Here is an 18,337-nt window from a genome sequence, read left to right as displayed (position 1 = left end):
AGACTTTAGAAAAGTTTTTCTTTTTTTGAAGGAAAGATTTCAATCGTTACGATAACGGTTCAAATCGAACAGCCCGAATTGGATAGGATTTTCTTGCTTGGCTTCACGATGCAAATCATCCAAAAACGGCCAGAATTTGGTCGATGTTCTTCTAATACCGAACATTTCCACCCAACGTGAAAGACCATGTTGGTTGGAAACAGCTTTCGCCAATATCAGGAAATTTTTCAGATCCGATTCGTTCACATCAAAAAACATATTCGGATAACTCCCTTTCAAACCGGACAACACCGTGACCGCATCTTCATCTTTTACTCTATTTTGTTCATCAAAAAGCAGAGAAGTGACATTGTAGAAACCTTTATCCAGTACCAGTGTGAAATAGGCCTTGGTGCCGTCTTTCTTATTAATGCGCAAGAAAGAGACATCCGGCCATGCCGAAACGCCTTCGCCATGGTAACTCGCCAGAATCTTCATTTTTTTCAACACAGAGTCTTCAGGATTGGCATCCTCAACTTCCTGAAATGGTGACTGCGTTTTATCGAGTTGTCGGTTGATAGGGTCTTCATTCAATACCGACGAGTGCCCGAACTTTTCAAATAGCTGCTGGAAGAAATCCTGCATCAAAAGATGCACCTGCACCTTTGTAGCGTCTTTCTGAACGGATAGTTTATATTTAGCCAGCAACTTACCCTGAGCTTCAGGCAAAACACTGGCAATCGCTTCTATGCCCAAATTTGCATGGTAGGTAATGTCCGTCTTGGTCTCTTGCAGTTTATCTCTAAACAACTCTTCCGGTGTATTGCGATACCAAAAGTTGCGCATTAACTCACGTTTGTCATTCGGCATGAAACTCAGGAAATTGTTTTCGCCTTCCATACGCAGAAAGTCCATATATAAACGGGTATTGAGCTGATGACCGATATTACCGAAGACGTCATAACCCGAGACCAACAGGTACTGAATACGCTCCAGCAATGGATAATCCAGTACCCAGGCCGTTTTAGGTACCGAACCATAGAAGCCTTTTATTACTGTTGCCGAATCCTGATTGCGCATGATTGTCAAAATCGCATTGGCATTATGACCATCGCCCTTCCAAATCAGGCCAAAATCATGTTTCTGTCGAGACTTGGTTCGCAATAATTCTTTTTTCTTGGCTTCCAGATAGAGTTTCTGGCGGTTTTGATATTTAGTATAGGTTGCCAGCATGCGGAAGGTTTCCGTACCCTCTTCGCTCGGCAGTCTCAGATTGTTTGCTTGTCTGGCAAGAAACCGCGTGTCATGACTGATGACATCATGCTTGGGATCGAAAAACATCACCCAAAAGCGGTCTTCTATGACATTCAGCGCCACTTGCCCTCGGCACACTGGACCCTTAATAAAACCACCAATAATAAATTGCGCTTGATCCAGCAGGAAACGATAGCGCCCCATTGCTGGCACCTTGGCGTAAATCTTAAACGGATTGGTTGAGTTTACAGGGTCATAACCCGGCAAGCGATTGAGCTTATATAGCGGGTCAATAAACCATGCACGATACTTACTCTCAGTTTTATTATCCACATAGTAAACAAGGTGATCTTTTTGCACGATGGCCCAGGTCACTGGACGCAGTCGATAATAGACGCGCTTAACGTGCGGGTTATCATAGGGTCGCACGGATGGAATCAACTCTATCGGCATTCCCGGTGGCGTTTTTGAACGAACCAGTTGATAGAAAGTCCGGTCACCCGTATCGGAAAAATGTAAATGCCCTAGAAATAAGTGCTCATAGACATAACGACCCATCAACTGATATTTTAAGGGGTCCTGATTTAAGAAGGCTTCATAATGAATTGCCAGCGGCGATAACACTGGATTGTTCAGTTTATCCAGCTCTCCGGGTGCCCCCAACTTTGCCCAAGCTAAAAGCTGTTCATACTCCTTTTTTGGCAAATTTGGCATGGCATAAGGCATCCCCCAATTCGGGTGTTTACTGGAAAAGTCATCAAATTCCGACGATTTGGGGCAGTAGTCTTTGCGGCCAAGTCCTAACTCATCATCATTTGGCAAACGGCCGGATGTCGGCTGAGGATGTTTTTGTTTAAGTTTAAGTATACGGTAGAGCACCGAATCTTCAGGGCGCTTGGCAGACAATACCGAATAAAACCCTTTTTGACGCCACTCTTCGGTGGTTTGAGCATCAATAAAGAGCCGTGTCGGCGCTACATTGGTAATACGTTCGCCATCGTAGACTTTTTGTTTACTCGCCCCGCGAGCAACCCCTGTGTAAGAAGACAGCTTTAATTGGCAAGGGGCGTCATAGCAACCATGGCAGACAATACAACGCTTTTCAAGAATGGCACGAATCTGCCCATAATCAATCTTGTCGACCATATTGGATTCGGCAAAAATCGGCAAACTAATCGAAAATAATCCTATCGCCAACAAACCTGTTTTGATTAGCCCTTTTAATCGATTACTAACGCGACTAACTCTCATTCTTTTTTTCCAGCTGAAGGATGGCTTCTTTGTAAGTCAAAGCGGCTTCTGACTCCAATCCTTCCGCCTCATAGCACTTGGCTAACACATGAAAGGTCTCGATTTCAGGCTGCAAGGCCAAACTACGTTTCAAATAAGCGTGTGCCGCACCCCAAAATTGACTCATACATGCCAATCGTCCCAATGTGAGCAGTAAAACCGGATTTTCTTCACGCCCTTTTAACCAGTTTTCTGCCGTTTTGAAACGGTCAAATGCGGGACCGAACTGAATGCGTCCATACTGATAGACTAGACGATCACTCCATTGCTGCTTCAAGCTTTTGGCAATGCGCTCGGCAAGCCCCTGCTCCATTCCCCAGCCCATGCGTTGCTCAACAAACTCCGCCAGAATATCGGACTGTAATTGTTGCTTCGCAGAGAGAGAAGACCACAAAGACTCCAGTGCCGCTTCATTTTCAGCGGTGGCCACCTTGCCGGCGATCAGGCGAGTTTCCAACCGCTGTAATTCGGACTTTTCGATGGCAGACAGTTTTCTTAATTGAGGCAAAATATCACCCAGCATCTGCCAATCCTCAAGCTTTTCCAAAAGCTGGGCATACTCAGCTAGCGCCACTTTATTTTTTGGCTGCTGGCGTACAAGCGTCTTCAAAATCGCTTGTGCTTTATGAGGTTCGCTATCACCAAGCAATCGAGCCTCCACCAAGCCAATGGTGTCGTAATCTTCTGGATAATGGGCTCTGGCTTGAGAAAGGTAGTCATCACGGCGATCAGGTGCATTCTGGTTATGCGCCATCTTCGCAGCACTGAGATAATTGACCAAGCCGGTTGGAGAATCTTTGGCACTTTTAATCAATTGCTTTTCGGCCATTTTCCAATCGCCATATTCCAAAGCAATCATCCCTTTGGTCAAGGTTTTTCCGGCTTTGCTTTGGCGTTTAAGCGCACGCCTTTCTCGCCAATGCTTAGGTAGGTGAACAAAAAATGCCCACAGCCTGATCAGGAAATAAAACACCAATATGACAATAATCGCTAAAACGATTGCGAAAGACAGACTGGTTTCGATAACCCAGTCGTGCCAGACCATCGATAAACGACCATTATCTTGCAGTGCCAAAGAAGTCAGCACCGTTGCAATGACAAGAAAGACAACCCATTTAAGGAGTTTGCCCATGCTCAGCCTCCCACCACTTTCAACGGTTGACGTGCATGAAATTGCAAACTGGCAACAGGCTGAAACAAGCTATCAAACGCTGCTTTATTTTCAGAAAGCTGGCTTTCAACAAAATGCGTCATCGCATCACGGCTGGATTGGAGCTGATATTGCGAATGCGACACCATTGCCCAGTCCAAGCGATCCAGTAACAACTCAAAACGTTGCTTAATCACTTCCTGCTGAGCTATCTTCTCGACTTGGGTCAATGCTTCGTCGCCGTCACGCTTACGTACCGAGAATAGAGACAACAGCTTTTGTTGTAGCTTCTGCCAAACCGTTTGCTGCGCGCCCGTTTCATGTGAAACGCCATCTGGCAGGCTTGTCGTGGTCACTAACGATGTTTTCTCCACCAGCTTCCACTGCTTAATCCATGCTCTAAGTTTGACAATAGCCCGTGATGCCGCTTCGGTAGAGGGTACATTAAGTTGGTTTTGTAATGATTGTTGATCCAACGCAATCTGCGTGAGTAAAGACGATTTTTCGGTCAAATCCGACTGTTCAACGGCTTTTTGCAGCACTCCCAATGCATTCAAGGTTTTGTATTGATCCCCTGTCAGCATCCAATCAGTATTGATCTGCATTGCCCAATGTTGAAGCTGGTTTGCGGATAAAGTGCTCGGGCTTTCTGCCAGTTGATTTTTTAGCAGTGTATTTTCAGAAACCAAGCGTGCTTGACCGTTGTTGAGCTTTGCCAACTGGCGTTTCATTTCTTGAACATCAAGCGACAATTGCGTCAACTCTGCTTTTGCCTCTGCATTTTCGGTCGCAGCAGTAGCTGGTGCACTCTCTTTTGGTGTTGTTTGAGTCGCTGCTTGACCTGAAAGCGACTTTGATTGGGCTTCATTGACCTGTTGCTGCAAGGTATCCAGTTTTGATTCAAGCAAGGCGATAGACTCAATTTGTGTTTGCTGTTCTTGCGTCAGCCCTTTTTTTGCATCAACCGACTGACTTAACTCAACTTGCTGTTGCTTAAGTGACTTCAAATCGGACTTAAGCTGACCCACTTGCGCTTGCAGCGTGTTGATATGTTCGATCTGCCAGTCATTTTGGTTGTTTGCCCAAGAAAGGTATCCCAACAGTCCGACAACTGAAATCAAAAACACCCAGCCCAGTTTTTGAAAAAAACGCGTCAACCCGGAAGACAGGCGGACGAAAAAGGAGGATTTGGTCTTGAAAGGTTCATCCGACTGCTTAGCGTCATCCGAAGCTTTGAAATGTGAATTGGGGCGGCGAGTCGGCTCGGCATCAATGACCCGATGATTCGCTTTTGGCGTAATAGGTTCGTTGTCCTGACTCATGTGTTTCCTATCCCTCAATCGTTCTTTATGCACCCCTGTTTGCCAATGGCTCATTGTTTACCCTTATGGCAAATCAACTACAGAGTGTGATGTTATTCTAATATTTAATCAGTTTAGCCGAGACGCTTTAAACTCTCAATAAGCTTTCCAGCCCTTTCACAATACCGTCATTACTTTGCGGATTGATGACTTTCAGCTTGCCTTGCCAGCCTTCATCGTTGATGCTCTGCGCTATACGTTCACTAAATGCCAGCAAGTCCTGTGCAAACAACCATTGCTTTTCGCTTGGTGGAATCACTTCCACTAAGCTTTTCCAAGCATCCAGACTGCTGGCAAGCACGACAGGATAATCCGCCTGCTTAAATGCTCGCCACGACTCACGGCAGAATCCGGCAGCGACCCGACGGTAGCCGATCCATTCTTCCACATTCGCTCCTCTTTGCTTGAGCGTCTCGGCCAGGTCCGGTAGCCCACCTTCTCCCTTAACGATTAGGCATTGAGTTTGCTGAAAGCTTTCATCAGATAAATCCGACATTAAACTTTCGGTATCGAACTTGTCTCGTGGCGTTTTGGCATCAATGCCCAAAGCCTGTAAAGACTTTGCCGTTGCCTTGCCTATGGCAAAACAAGTCAGGGATTCAGGTAAAGACAAAGGCTTGCCAAACGCTGCCTGCCAACTTGCCGCAAGCTGTTTAACCGCATTGGCGCTGACGAAAAATACGGCTTGAAAATCTGCCAGGTTGGGGGGGAGCGTATCCAGCGATTCGATGCGAATACTTGGACAAAACAGGTTTGCAAACCCATTTTGTTCCAGTAGTTCTGCCAAAGCAACAGCTTGAGCTTCGGGACGCGTATTCAGTAACGTTGCTTTTGGCATGTTGCTACCTGTTTTTATTTAAACGGGCTAAACGAATGTATTCGAGTCGAATAGCGACGCATTAAGCGTGAGGATTGTCCTGATAAACCGCTTGTAAAATTTTATCCGCGCCTTGTGCCAGTAACTGCTCTGCAACTTCAATACCCAAGGTTTCAGGAGAAGTAATATCGCCTGTGGCTTGCGCCGTCAAAACTTTGGAACCATCCAGTTCGGCAACCAAACCTTTCAAGTGGATTTTGTCACCATCCAATTCAGCAAATACGCCGATTGGCACTTGGCAGCCGCCTTCCAAACGGTGATTCATGGCTCTTTCAGCACGCGTACGGATCTCGGTATCGGAATGGTTGAGGACTTGAATCAATTCCAAGACTTCTGCATCTTTTTCAAAATATTCAATCCCCAGAGTACCTTGAGTCACCGCTGGCAAGCAAACTTCTGGAGAAAACTCGTGGCGGATACGATCATCCAACTCCAAACGTTGCAAGCCGGATGTTGCCAAAACGATTGCATCGAATTCGCCAGCGTCAAGCTTGCCTAAACGTGTGCCGACATTTCCGCGTAAATCCTTGACGGTTAAGTCAGGACGTTTCGCCATCAACTGTGCTTTACGTCGAAGACTGGATGTTCCGAGAATAGCACCCTGCGGCAACTCATCAAAGCTGGCGTAGTTGTTGGAGACAAAAGCATCGGTCGGCGCATGGCGCTCAAGAATTGCGCCCAACGCAAAGCCTTCCGGCAGCTCCATTGGGACATCTTTCATCGAATGAACAGCGATATCGGCATCACCATCCATCATGCGGTCTTCAAGCTCTTTGGTAAAAAGCCCTTTGCCGCCGATTTTCGCAAGCGGAACATCCAAAATCTTGTCGCCCTTGGTCGACATCGGAAGCAGTATCACTTCAAGGTGAGGATGAGCTTTTTCCAACTCGGCTTTAACGAATTCTGCTTGCCACATAGCAAGCGGGCTTTTTCGGGTTGCGATGGTGAGCGTTTTTTTCATCTATCTACCTGTGTGTTTTGAGTGTTGCCATTTTACTGAATTCACGCACTTTTTTCGATAAAATAGTCTTTTCTAATGATGTCTACAACAATCAGAAGCGGGTTTGAACCTTTTATGCGTACATTGATTTTCAGTTTTGTTTTTATCCTGAGCGCTACTTACTGGCTGACAGGCTGTGCCAACGAGTCTGCTGCCTCTGCTTCTCAAAAGCTTAAAATCATCCCTGAGTTGCAAAATTTGCAGACACTTGGCGAGCAAGCAAGACAGAAGAATCTACCCATTCTATTGGCTTTCGGTGCGGAGTGGTGCGCATTCTGCCACCAGCTACGCGATGAAGTTCTCAACCCGATGATGCTAAGTGGTCGCTACGAAGGCAAGTACATGTATATGCGCTATGTTAGCTTGGATGACCGTAATCCCATTCCAGGATTTGATGGCAAACCTATCCGTAAAGATCAATGGGGAGAAAGCTATGGTGTCGATTTGACGCCGACCGTATTGTTTATTGACGGCAATGGCAATGAAGTTGCTCCACGCCTTGTCGGTATAGCCAATATCGAACTGTATGCCGCCATGATCCATAAAGCGCTAAACACTGCCTACAGCAAAATGGGGAACCCTTTGCGCATCCCAGCAATGCCGGAAGACTTGAATTAACCTTGTCACAGGCCATCAAATTCGGCAACTCGGAAAACCCTTCGCCTTCCGGTATAATAGCGCTATTTAGAATTTAGACCACATTTAGACTTATAAGAAGACGTTTCATGAATCAGGACAATCAAGTCAATACTGCCAAACTTTCCAGCGCCCGTTTTACGGAAGCCACTGATGCGTTCGTTGAAGAATTTACTGCATCTATCCAGTTCGACAACCGTATGTATCGACAAGACATTCAAGGCTCTATCGCGCATGCGAAAATGATAACGGAAGCCGGTATTTTGACGCAGGATGAATTGAGCGACATTCTCCGCGGCTTGGCGCAAATTCAGCAGGAAATCGACAACGGCGAGTTCCAGTGGTCTATTCAGCAAGAAGATATTCACATGAATATCGAAGCCAGATTGACGAACCTAATTGGTATCACCGGTAAAAAACTTCATACAGGCCGTTCTCGTAACGACCAGGTTGCCACTGACATCCGTCTGTACTTGCGGGATGAGATTGATGCGATTTTGCCAGAACTGAAACGCCTACAACAAGGGATTCTGAGCTTGGCAGCAAAAGAAGCCGACACCATCATGCCTGGCTTTACTCACTTGCAGACTGCTCAACCGGTGACGTTTGGGCACCACATGATGGCTTGGTTCGAGATGATTAAGCGCGATGTAGAGCGTCTTCAAGACTGCCGCAAGCGCGTTAACACCATGCCGCTTGGTTCAGCTGCTCTAGCAGGAACCACTTACCCGATTAACCGTGAATTAACAGCGGAACTACTTGGTTTCGACCGCATCTCGGAAAATTCATTGGACGGTGTTTCAGACAGAGACTTCGCCATTGAGTTCACAGCCTTTGCATCAACCTTCTTGATGCACTTGTCACGCTTCTCGGAAGAGTTGGTTTTATGGTCTTCTGCACAATTTCAGTTTATCGATTTACCGGACCGTTTCTGCACAGGCTCTTCAATCATGCCACAGAAGAAAAACCCTGACGTGCCTGAACTTGTTCGCGGCAAAACAGGACGTGTCTACGGTCACTTAATCAGCCTACTGACTTTGATGAAGTCTCAACCTTTGGCTTACAACAAAGACAATCAAGAAGACAAAGAACCCTTGTTCGATACCGTTGACACTGTTAGAGGCAGTTTGAGAGCGTTTGCGGATATGGTGCCAGCCATTATCGTTAATCGAGACATGACTTACGCTGCTGCGAAAAATGGCTTCTCGACAGCCACTGACTTGGCAGATTACTTGGTGAAAAAAGGATTACCGTTCCGTGATGCACACGAAGTGGTTGGCTTGGCCGTGGCACATGGTGTGAAAAACAAATTGGATTTATCAGAGATGTCTTTGGAAACCTTACAGAGCTTCCATGCGGATATCACTGAAGATGTATTCGAAGTGCTAACGCTTGAGGGGTCTGTCTCAGCACGCGACCACTTGGGCGGCACGGCACCGAGACAGGTTAAAGCAGCTATTCAAAGAGCAAAAGCGTTTTTGAATGAAGCTGACTAAAGCTTTCTCTATTTAAGCTTTGGGCGCACTGCCTAAAGCTTAAACCAATACCTCTGACTTCTCTTCTGCTTCATTCGGCAAAACACCAAACTTAACGACTTGGTCTCTACCACCTTCTTTTGACTGATAAAGCGCTTGGTCTGCTTTATGAATAAGCTCCATTTCATCGCCAGCCGGTTGCTCTGGATAAGCTGCTAACCCAACACTAACAGTGACCTGAATGACCTGATTATTTTCTTGGAATAGCGTATCTTTCACCTGATGGCGAATACGTTCGCAAATATTAAACGCATTTTGACAGGAAGCGCCGTGGAGAATCATCAAAAATTCTTCTCCACCATAACGTACCACGATATCTCCTTCACGCACGGTGTTCTTGATAATCGAGGCAATCATCTTAATGACACGATCTCCCACTAAATGGCCATAAGTGTCGTTGATAGATTTAAAATGATCAATATCAACCATTGCCAGTGTCATATTGGTCTGCTCGCGAATGGCCCTTGAAAAGTCTTCTTTTAGACGCTCCATCCCAAAGCGGCGGTTGTAGACCCCAGTCAATCCATCTACCGCAGCTAATTTCTGGAATTTAGAGTGAATCATGGCGTTGTTGATTGCCAAACCAATGCTTCTGCTGAACAGTTGCGCTAATTGTTCGGTATGATCATCCGCCGCATAAGCGCCTGTTGCCGCAACCAATACGCCAAGAACCGTTCCCTTGAACTCAATCGGTTCGATAAAAATCTCCGAAGGTCGGAAGTGCGTCAAAACACCATCCAGCTCAATATTGTCCGGCAAAGAAATACGTTTGGTTTTAATTTCTTTCAGACATTTTTCAATGACATCATGATTGGGAAGACTTTCTGGGTCGAGAATACCTTGCGAGGCAATTACATTCAGTGTTCCCTGCCTAATCACCAGGAATGCACCTGCTTCAAAATTGGTGGTTTGTATCAGCAGGCTCAAGGTTTCATCCGCCAATTTCGATAAATCGAGATTTTCCGACATGATTTTGGAAAAACGTCCAAAAACACGCTCAACTTCATGCGACTTGATTAGTGCATCAAGCAATTGGTTATAAGCCCGAGCACTCACGCCAATCTCATCATTGGACGACACTTCAATCTGACACATGCCTTCTTCACAGTTCAAAGTATGATCGTCAAAAGACTTGCTCTGCAATCCATTGGCAATATCCTGCATTTTGTGCGACAAAAGCTTCAAATGTGGACGAATAACCATTGAAATCAACAGAAAACTGATCAAACCGACAATTTGCCCAGCTACCTGAGAAACAATATAAAAATCAATTGTCAAAACTTCTTCTGCATGAAAGCCATACCAAACCAGGAAATGGGGAAACGCCAAACCGATGAAAACACCGATAAGCTGCATGAAAAGGAATTGATCGAGAAAAATACTGTTTGTCAGTCGAGGCAGTTGCATGAAATATCTCTTTTATTCAGAAACCAGTCTAACTAGTCGTCGAATTGAATCACGGAACGGACACCCATTCCTTTAAAATTAAAATTGTTTAGGGAGGTTAAATCAATCAGGCAAGCTAAACCAACGACGTCATAACCGACTTCTTCGCATAAGTGCGCCGCTGCTTCCATTGAGCCACCTGTCGCAATCAAGTCATCAAGAATCACCACTTTTTGCCCTTGACCCGCCTGCATTTCAAGGCTGTCTGTTCCGTACTCCAAGCCATATGATTTCTTCGCTTTCACATTGGGCAGTTTTCCTGGTTTTCTGACTTTAATAAACCCTTTGTTGTGCTTATAAGCCAATGCGGAGGCAAAAATAAAGCCGCGGGACTCAATACCAACCAAGCAATCAATCTCTTGCCACTCATCATGAGAGAACAACGCAGAAATCGCATCAATCGTCTCAGTAAAATGCGATTTCAATAAAGGTGAAATATCTTGAAACAGAATCCCAGGCTTAGGAAAGTCTGGAACAGCATCTAAATACTTTGCAAGATAATGGTTGGACATGGCTTCAAACCTCTTTATAAGATAAAATATGAATAAATATATTCTATAAGATAATTCTGAAATAAACTCTGGTTTCGTAAACAGAAACTTTTATTTACTGTTCAGTAAAACTTATTTTCAACCTCATCAATACGGCACTTGGTTATGGAATTGTTGGAAAACGATTATGAGCAGACATTACTGCAGGCATTACCGCCTAATGCCCGGGATTTGGCTTTGGAACTGCTGTCGACTTATTCTTTAGGTCAAATTCTAGCGCTTAGAGAAAAAACCGAGCCGGATAAAGAACTGCTGGCAACCAAACATGTTTCAGATCGCTATTGGCTACCATTGATCAATGCAGCTATCTTAGCCAAAAGTACCTATTTCTTGCCAAATCCGAAATTTTCTCAGGATGAGATTTTTTATCTGATCAAAGCCGCATGTAGCAGCATCAACTACCCAATCAAGCAGGCGACGTTAAAAGAGCTGATGGAGTTCACACAAGCCAAAGAAATGCATGTGTTATCAAAGTGGTTGCAAGACTTCTCGGAACTGCTGTTACAACAGAACAGAGAAAAATCTTTTAAAGTCGGTATGTCAAAGGCTAGCCGTTAATAGCTTCTTGATACTGTTTTCTGACTCTAAACAACCATATCTGGCTGCTAATCCAAACCAAAAACGTGCTTGAATTAAATTCTTAGGAATGCCTTGCCCTTCCGCATAGAAAGAGCCTATCTTATGCTGTGCAGGACGATGACCTCTGAGTGCAGAAAACTGGAAAAGTTTAAATGCCTTCTTCAAGTCAACACTGGTTCCCAAACCTTTTTCAAACATACGCCCAAGATTGTATGCAGCATAAGGGTTTCCTTTTTGATAAGCCATATGATAGTAATTCATAGCTTTAAAGTAGTCCTGCTTGATAGGTGCACCTTTTTCGTACATAAGGCCTAAATTGTTCTCTGCACGAGAATACTCTCGGAATGCACCATTTTCATAGAGGTTAAATGCAGAATCAAGGTTACCTTCAGCTTCATATTCATTCGCCCGTTTAAATTGTGCAAACAAATAATGTTGATTGGCCAAATCTTCTAACGGTGTTTCAGATGATTTTCGATTATGTCCAATGACTTCATCACGAATAAACTTAGGCACAACCTGATCGACCAACCATTGCTTTAAATCTGCCAGGTTGGGTCTCTTCTCTGGCTGTTTCTGCGTCATCCAAATAACCAGTTGTCGCCAAAAATATGGCAAGCTATTTTCTTTGGACATAGAGTGAAATGCATGAGCATAAAGCTGCTGGTAGCGGTCTTGATTCGCCCTTAAGCGGTAAATATGCTTTCCTGACAATGCGTAATACAGCATACAGCCCAATGCGTAAACATCGCTAGCCTCTGAAGCTTGGCCATTCATACGTTCTGGTGCGGTATAGCGTTGATCACCTACTAGCAATTCGGACTCATAGCTGGTCAGCATCGGAATCGCATGATCCATCGAAAAAAGGTAATAGTGATCTTTCCCGACAAGAATCGACTCTGGTCGAATATTGTTATGAACAAAACCCACACCATGCAGTTTTTCTAGACCGGATAGAATATTTTCAAGAAGGTGACGAGCTTGTTTTTCAGACAGAGCCCCTGTTTTCTTGACTTTCTCCTGCAGTGTTCGCTTACCTACAAAATCGAAAAATTGCAGATAATTGAATTGGACCTTGCGAATTTCATCAAAACGAACAAAGTCGTCTTTGAACTGATTCAAATAAATCAGCAGGTCTTTTTCTCGCTTAATTGCATAATGATTGCTGATGTCATGCAGAACTCGAACCCATCGAGACACACTGTCATCTTCAATCATTTGCTTAACCTTATAGGATGAAACCAAGCTATCGTCTTGTAATAGCTTGGATTTTGTAATATCTACCTGATTTTCAAATGGATTACTGGACATTTCATGCCTTTTAAGCGTCAATCATTACCCCATCCATGGGGAAGTACGAACGGAGACTTAGTCGTTGTAGTCTACCTTATTATCATCAATCTGAATTTGAAGATTATTTGAATCGTTCAAACCTTCAAGCATGATGTTGGCAACTTCTCCTCCGGCAACATCTTTTCCGTTCGAATCAACTGTCACTTCCGTACCTTTATCGGTTTGCGTAACCGTCAAATACTGCGATAAGGTATCTTGAGTCACAACTTGATCATCTGCAATGACATCACTCAAGTCAAGAACGTCATTTTGTACATCAAAGTTTTGAACGGTAGTTGAGCCATCGCCATCAACTTTGAAGGTATCAGGATGATTGGTTCCCACAAACAAATCATCTCCGGTATCGGCATACAGGAAGTTATCTCCAGAAGCATCCACCTCTGTGGTTGCTGTATCACCGCCATTGCTCTCTGTTGAAGTGACCGCTGCATGAACATCGTTCAATTCATCAGAAGTCAGCTCTCTTGAAGAAGAAAGCTTGACGTCATCAGCCATTGTCCCGTTATCCTGCAACTTGACGCTATAGGTACCATCACCGTTGTCAGTAACCCCTGTACCAATAACGCTGGTTGAACCATCGCCAGGCAAACCAGAAATCTTCACATCGGAAAGTTTTTCTGAACCATCAGTATCCGTAAGGGCTGCTGAAGCATCCAAATCATACTGATAGTTGAATTGGTTACCAGAGTCACTAGGCGATGTACCAATGGTTACTGATGAATTGTTGAACTGGATGTTTTCAACATCATCAACCGTTACTTTGAAGTGGTTCAAAGACCACCACTTTGATGGGTCGATGTAGTTGTTCCCCATTTTCTCGATCGTATAAGTACCATCCGTGTTTGCTGTAATATCATAACGATAACCACTAGGAGATAGCAATGTTGGGGCAACCTGTTGAGCGTCGTCAATAAATAATGTATCTGAACCAGAACCACCGTTAATGACGCTACCCGTACCATAGTTGTTCCAGCCAACTGGCATATTAATGGTGTCGTCCCCGCTACCGGCAAGCACAGTTTTATTATCACCTGAACCAACATTGATAATATCATTACCGCTTGTACCAGTAATGGTTTCATCTTTCAGCCAATAATTATGGGCGCTGTTAATCACTGTTTCTGGTGTTACCTGTGCAGAAACACCTGTAATCGTAAAGTCACCCCATGAATCTGATTGTATTTTGATGCTGTCAAATTCATGTGAGCTTGTCACACCGAATGAATAGGCTGTATTTGACGCACCAGTGGTTAAAGCATCCAATTCAAACTGGTCAACGACTTGACCGTTGCGATAAAGAATCACTTTTCCTTCATCGTGAGAGTCCTTGTAATCATCAATACCAATTGTCGCTGAATTCGTGGTTCCACCAAGGTTGTAAACCTCTGTTTCAGAGCAGTAGTTAAAGTTATACGTATGCGTATTGTCATACGTTTGCGTCACGGCAACTTGCTCCACACTGCCTATTGATAGCGTTAATGTCGGTGCTGAAGCTGTGTCATCGACATTTACATCAATCGTCACTTTGACGTTTGCGGTATCTCCGTCTGCATCTGCAGCAGTGACTGTAAAAGACGGTGTAGCATCTTGAGTAAACTCATTAGACGCTGCTGAGTAGGTGTAATTACCCGTTGAAAAATCAAATGTCAAAGTTCCTTTTCCTGCAATGGATACACCATCACTAGGGAAGTTAGTTGATGTATAAGTCGTACCGTCAACTTGGATACCCTGAATAGAAATGTGGCCATCGCCGCCCGTAACATTATCGGACACCGTTCCAGAAACAGACAAGGTCACATTACTTGTCATGACATCTGCCAGTTGTGTTTCATCGGTAACGATAACGGCGTCTTTGCCATCCTGAACCTGTACCACATCCAAATAATCATCGGAAACATTATTTCCAACACCAATAACATTCAATTCATCAACATTTGAATCGACAAAAGATTTCCAGTCTTTAATGGTTTGATCACTGTCATCATTAACAGAATATTTATTATCTGTTGGCTCACCGTCAGACAGGAAGAACGCCACAGTCTTATCGGCTGAATGACCGTCAAAGGAAATTGCCCTTGTCGCGTCTAACGCATCTTTGTAATCTGTTGAATTTGATATATTCAACGCTGTATTTCCGGCAAAAATACCATTATTCGTTAGGCTTAAAGATTCAATATAGTCAATAGCGTCGCTCGAAGACATCCACCCGATATTTTGAGCATTGCCACCGAACAAAGTCAGATTGACCTCCGTCGTACCCTGCGCTTCATACGCTTGAATGGTTTTAACCAGAGAATCCTGTGCAATTTCAAAACGTGTTTCATTTGAATTACATGCACTTTCCGCCATTGAACCCGAAACATCCAATGTAATCACCAGATTGGAGGTTGACTGATTCTGCGCATTCGATGCTTCAAAATCCATGGTTTGAGTTTCATCTGTTGCAACTGGCTTACTGTCCACAGGAAGAACGTTGACAGAAACTGTTGCTGTATCCGTACCACCATGTCCATCGGAAATGGTGTAATCAAACGTTGCAACCCCTACATAACCACTTTCTGGCGTAAACGTAACTGTTCCATCATTGCCCAAGGTGACTTGACCATGAGCGGCATTACTTACCGAAGTGACAGATAAGCTATCTTGATCTGCATCGGTATCATTCGCCAATAGGCTACTGGTCGCAATTTCAACTTCATTACCCGATTGAGTAGCATAAACACCACTCATATCTGTTTCTGGCAATAAAGTTCCATTATCCAATGGACTATAGGTTTGACCGCCGTCTGAACTGATTTCAGGTTGGAATACATAATCACCACCCTGATCCCACCAAACAATATCAATGCTATGGTAACCGGAATCTGCAACCGTAAAGCTATCATGTGTTGTTGATGTTGAGGTTTGGTTGCCATCAACTTCAGCAACAGGTTTACCGTCAATCAAAATTTGATAGCCATCATCAGCGTAAACTTTAAAGTTATAGTCGTCCGCAGCTAAGTAAATAGAGCCATACAAATGGATACCTCCATCTGAAGTATCGCCTGGATCATTACTTAAACTCGCTGCATCACTACCTAAGAAGTTCTGAAGGTGTGTTCCTCGTGAAACATCGCCAGACCCTTTTTGATAATCAATGTTTTGCGCCTTGAATGTTGCATCCGCAGTATTTGAATCTACTATAGTCCTAAACTGCTCAACACTGGATAGTTGTGTATTGACACCATAGTATTCACCTTGCAACCCTAAGAACAAGTTATTACCCAACACATTTCCATCATCATGTGCTTCTGGCGTAGCGTCTACACTATAAGAGTGTGTTGCTGTACTTGTTACAGTGTTTCCAGCATCGTCGGTTGAAGCAACACTGACAGTGAAACTCTTATCAGTATCGGCAGATAGGTCTGAGCCATTGACATTTACGCTCCAAGACCCATCACTTGCAACTGCTGTGGTGTATTTATGGCCATTAATAGTCATGGTTACAGGATCATCTTGACTGATATCTCCGCCTGAAGCAGTTCCTGTCACAGCGATAGTTTGAGCACCTTCTGCAGTATTAACGATGTTGTCACCCGTAATGCTATCAACAGTGACGGTTCCCGCCTGAGCATGGGTATCTTTCTCAATAGTTGTGCTATTGGTGCCAACATTACCCAATTTATCACTGGCTTCAACACTCACAGTCAACGTACCGTCATTCAGAGAAGAAACATCAGCATTAACCGTATAATTACCATTTGAGTAAACCGTAATTTGGTTTGCAGGAATCGTCAGAGTATTCGTTCCATCAGAAATGGTTATCGAATTTACCTGACCGCCAACTTCCACATTTCCAGAAACAACAGTAGAGGTGGCTTCTGATGCAGATATCACATTATCACTATCTGATGGATTTCCATCGGTAACATTGATAGATACCGTTGCGACAAAATCTTTCATATAAACTTCAGTAGTCTCTGCACTGAAAGTGTTGCCTGCAACATCCGAACCGGTAACAGTTGCTTTTAATTCAGGAATAACACCTGAACCATCCGCTAAATCGCTACCAAGAACATCGACGCTAAATGTGTATGCTCCGTTTGAATTAACATCTGAAGAAACTTTTCCTGTTCCAATGACTTTGCCATCCAAGATAATGGAAATTGCATCTCCTGGTTGCGCATCCCCTTGAACATAGCCTGTAACAGGCACCTTCACTCCTGAAGAAGCCTCAGCGGCAGTCAAGTAACCATCACCAGTGATTTTATCAACATCAATATTAGCACCAGCCTGGGTGTCAAGAGTGAAACTAACATTCGAACTTTCAGAAGTGTGCCCTTCTGCGTCAACTTGACGAACTGAAATATTGTTAGTACCTTCTTGAGGATTATATTGTGAGGTCCAGGTTTGACCGCCATCAACACTATATTCAAGTGTGGCACCATCAACCACCCCAGTCACCTTTAAAGTACTGTCATTCGTGATTCTATCTGAAGAGCTGGTACCGGTATCATGCTCAATATCTACATTAATGCCATTTAACGTAAATACGCCCGTCGAAACATCATAAGTTCCATCATTAAATTTAACTTTTTCAATGTTTCTAAGCTCATCAACATCGCCAACGCCATTTCCATCGGAGTCCGTACTAGCGCCTTCTGTAACCATCAAACTACCAGTTGAGCTAGTTGATAATGCATAATCAGAGAACTTGCCACTGAATACAGCCGTATCTGTTCCATTACCTCCATCAACAACAAACTTGTCGTTAGAATCATTGCTAATGATATTGATAGTATCGTTACCTCCGCCCATCATGACATAATCATCTTGAGTTTCAGTATTTACAGTCGACCAATCACCATGCCAGTAGTGGACAGAATCAGAATCTGCACTGACATTCCCTGCGGCGTCTGTTTGAGTCGCCTTAAAGAATTCGTTGTCATTAATTGGAGTATTTGTATAACTACTCGGCAAGGCTGACATATCAAACGACCAGTTCCCATCAGCATCAACGGTAATAGTACCCGTAGGCATTTGTACAAAATTTCCATCACCATTTGCATCTGTAGATGAACTGCCATCTCGGCTATACAAACTTATCGTTGCTCCTGGCTCACCCGTACCATGAATAATCACTTGAGAATAATCACCGTTAGTATCTGTGATATTTGTTATCACTGGTTTGTCTATGCTGGTGTCTACGACGATGTCTTGGCTCGCATTGGCTGTGTTGCCTGCTACATCTGTCACCGTGGCTGTCGCTGTATAGGTGCCGTCAGTCAAGCTGGTGCCGGTCGCATCTAGCGTCCATACGCCGTTGCCGTCGATTGTTAGCTTGCCA

12 protein-coding genes are annotated in these 18,337 nt (G+C 44.2%); 3 read left to right on the top strand and 9 right to left on the bottom strand.

The window, feature by feature from the left end:
* Window positions 1-39: 39 nt before the first annotated feature.
* The 5 genes from F8R13_RS09050 to hemC all read right to left on the bottom strand — a co-directional run bounded on the left by F8R13_RS09050 (window position 40) and on the right by hemC (window position 6,872).
* Window positions 40-2,484 (bottom strand): fatty acid cis/trans isomerase, encoded by a 2,445-nt coding sequence (locus F8R13_RS09050; protein WP_152833826.1) that lies wholly within the window; start codon window positions 2,482-2,484, stop codon window positions 40-42.
* A complete protein-coding gene (locus tag F8R13_RS09045) occupies window positions 2,474-3,655 on the bottom strand; it encodes a heme biosynthesis HemY N-terminal domain-containing protein (protein ID WP_152833824.1) in 1,182 nt (393 codons plus the stop codon). Before F8R13_RS09045 ends, F8R13_RS09050 begins: the two co-directional genes overlap by 11 nt.
* A 2-nt stretch (window positions 3,656-3,657) precedes the next feature.
* Complete coding sequence (locus F8R13_RS09040) at window positions 3,658-4,995, bottom strand: hypothetical protein (protein ID WP_152833823.1); 1,338 nt, start codon at window positions 4,993-4,995, stop codon at window positions 3,658-3,660.
* Between the two features lie 127 nt (window positions 4,996-5,122).
* Window positions 5,123-5,872, bottom strand: a complete 750-nt coding sequence (locus F8R13_RS09035) for a uroporphyrinogen-III synthase (RefSeq protein ID WP_152833821.1) — start codon at window positions 5,870-5,872, stop codon at window positions 5,123-5,125.
* A 61-nt stretch (window positions 5,873-5,933) separates the two neighbouring features.
* Entirely contained in the window at window positions 5,934-6,872 is a 939-nt protein-coding gene (gene hemC / locus F8R13_RS09030) for a hydroxymethylbilane synthase (protein ID WP_152833819.1), read from the bottom strand.
* 75 nt (window positions 6,873-6,947) lie between these two features.
* Between hemC and F8R13_RS09025 the strand changes: the two genes are divergently transcribed.
* Entirely contained in the window at window positions 6,948-7,529 is a 582-nt protein-coding gene (locus tag F8R13_RS09025; protein WP_253806410.1) for a thioredoxin fold domain-containing protein, read from the top strand.
* Between the two features lie 107 nt (window positions 7,530-7,636).
* Window positions 7,637-9,043: an argininosuccinate lyase gene (argH, locus tag F8R13_RS09020; RefSeq protein WP_152833817.1), complete on the top strand. Its 1,407-nt coding sequence runs from the start codon at window positions 7,637-7,639 to the stop codon at window positions 9,041-9,043.
* A gap of 39 nt (window positions 9,044-9,082) precedes the next feature.
* Here argH and F8R13_RS09015 read toward each other — a convergent pair whose 3' ends face one another.
* Together F8R13_RS09015 and F8R13_RS09010 are read right to left on the bottom strand one after the other, a co-directional pair.
* Entirely contained in the window at window positions 9,083-10,489 is a 1,407-nt protein-coding gene (locus F8R13_RS09015; RefSeq protein WP_152833815.1) for a diguanylate cyclase, read from the bottom strand.
* 32 nt (window positions 10,490-10,521) lie between these two features.
* Entirely contained in the window at window positions 10,522-11,040 is a 519-nt protein-coding gene (locus F8R13_RS09010; RefSeq protein ID WP_152833813.1) for an adenine phosphoribosyltransferase, read from the bottom strand.
* A gap of 144 nt (window positions 11,041-11,184) precedes the next feature.
* Between F8R13_RS09010 and F8R13_RS09005 the strand changes: the two genes are divergently transcribed.
* A complete protein-coding gene (locus F8R13_RS09005) occupies window positions 11,185-11,637 on the top strand; it encodes a hypothetical protein (protein WP_152833811.1) in 453 nt (150 codons plus the stop codon).
* Here the strand turns inward: F8R13_RS09005 and F8R13_RS09000 are convergent.
* A complete protein-coding gene (locus F8R13_RS09000) occupies window positions 11,620-12,969 on the bottom strand; it encodes a Sel1-like repeat-containing protein kinase family protein (RefSeq protein ID WP_152833809.1) in 1,350 nt (449 codons plus the stop codon). The genes F8R13_RS09005 and F8R13_RS09000 overlap by 18 nt on opposite strands.
* A gap of 57 nt (window positions 12,970-13,026) precedes the next feature.
* Window positions 13,027-18,337, bottom strand: a 5,311-nt coding sequence (locus F8R13_RS08995; protein ID WP_152833807.1) for an Ig-like domain-containing protein, incomplete at its 5' end; no start/stop codon positions are given.

It is taken from the genome of Hydrogenovibrio sp. JE_KL2 (assembly GCF_009296185.1).
Lineage (GTDB): Bacteria > Pseudomonadota > Gammaproteobacteria > Thiomicrospirales > Thiomicrospiraceae > Hydrogenovibrio.
Note: the sequence above shows the minus strand (reverse complement) of the source record. Positions and strands in the feature narration are given on the sequence as shown.

What these genes read in the sequence shown, in the direction of transcription:
- F8R13_RS09050 (WP_152833826.1), bottom strand. Translation starts at nt 2,484, where the DNA reads ATGAGAGTTAGTCGCGTTAGTAATCGATTAAAAGGGCTAATCAAAACA.
- F8R13_RS09045 (WP_152833824.1), bottom strand. Translation starts at nt 3,655, where the DNA reads ATGGGCAAACTCCTTAAATGGGTTGTCTTTCTTGTCATTGCAACGGTG.
- F8R13_RS09040 (WP_152833823.1), bottom strand. Translation starts at nt 4,995, where the DNA reads ATGAGTCAGGACAACGAACCTATTACGCCAAAAGCGAATCATCGGGTC.
- F8R13_RS09035 (WP_152833821.1), bottom strand. Translation starts at nt 5,872, where the DNA reads ATGCCAAAAGCAACGTTACTGAATACGCGTCCCGAAGCTCAAGCTGTT.
- hemC (WP_152833819.1), bottom strand. Translation starts at nt 6,872, where the DNA reads ATGAAAAAAACGCTCACCATCGCAACCCGAAAAAGCCCGCTTGCTATG.
- F8R13_RS09025 (WP_253806410.1), top strand. Translation starts at nt 6,948, where the DNA reads ATGATGTCTACAACAATCAGAAGCGGGTTTGAACCTTTTATGCGTACA.
- argH (WP_152833817.1), top strand. Translation starts at nt 7,637, where the DNA reads ATGAATCAGGACAATCAAGTCAATACTGCCAAACTTTCCAGCGCCCGT.
- F8R13_RS09015 (WP_152833815.1), bottom strand. Translation starts at nt 10,489, where the DNA reads ATGCAACTGCCTCGACTGACAAACAGTATTTTTCTCGATCAATTCCTT.
- F8R13_RS09010 (WP_152833813.1), bottom strand. Translation starts at nt 11,040, where the DNA reads ATGTCCAACCATTATCTTGCAAAGTATTTAGATGCTGTTCCAGACTTT.
- F8R13_RS09005 (WP_152833811.1), top strand. Translation starts at nt 11,185, where the DNA reads ATGGAATTGTTGGAAAACGATTATGAGCAGACATTACTGCAGGCATTA.
- F8R13_RS09000 (WP_152833809.1), bottom strand. Translation starts at nt 12,969, where the DNA reads ATGTCCAGTAATCCATTTGAAAATCAGGTAGATATTACAAAATCCAAG.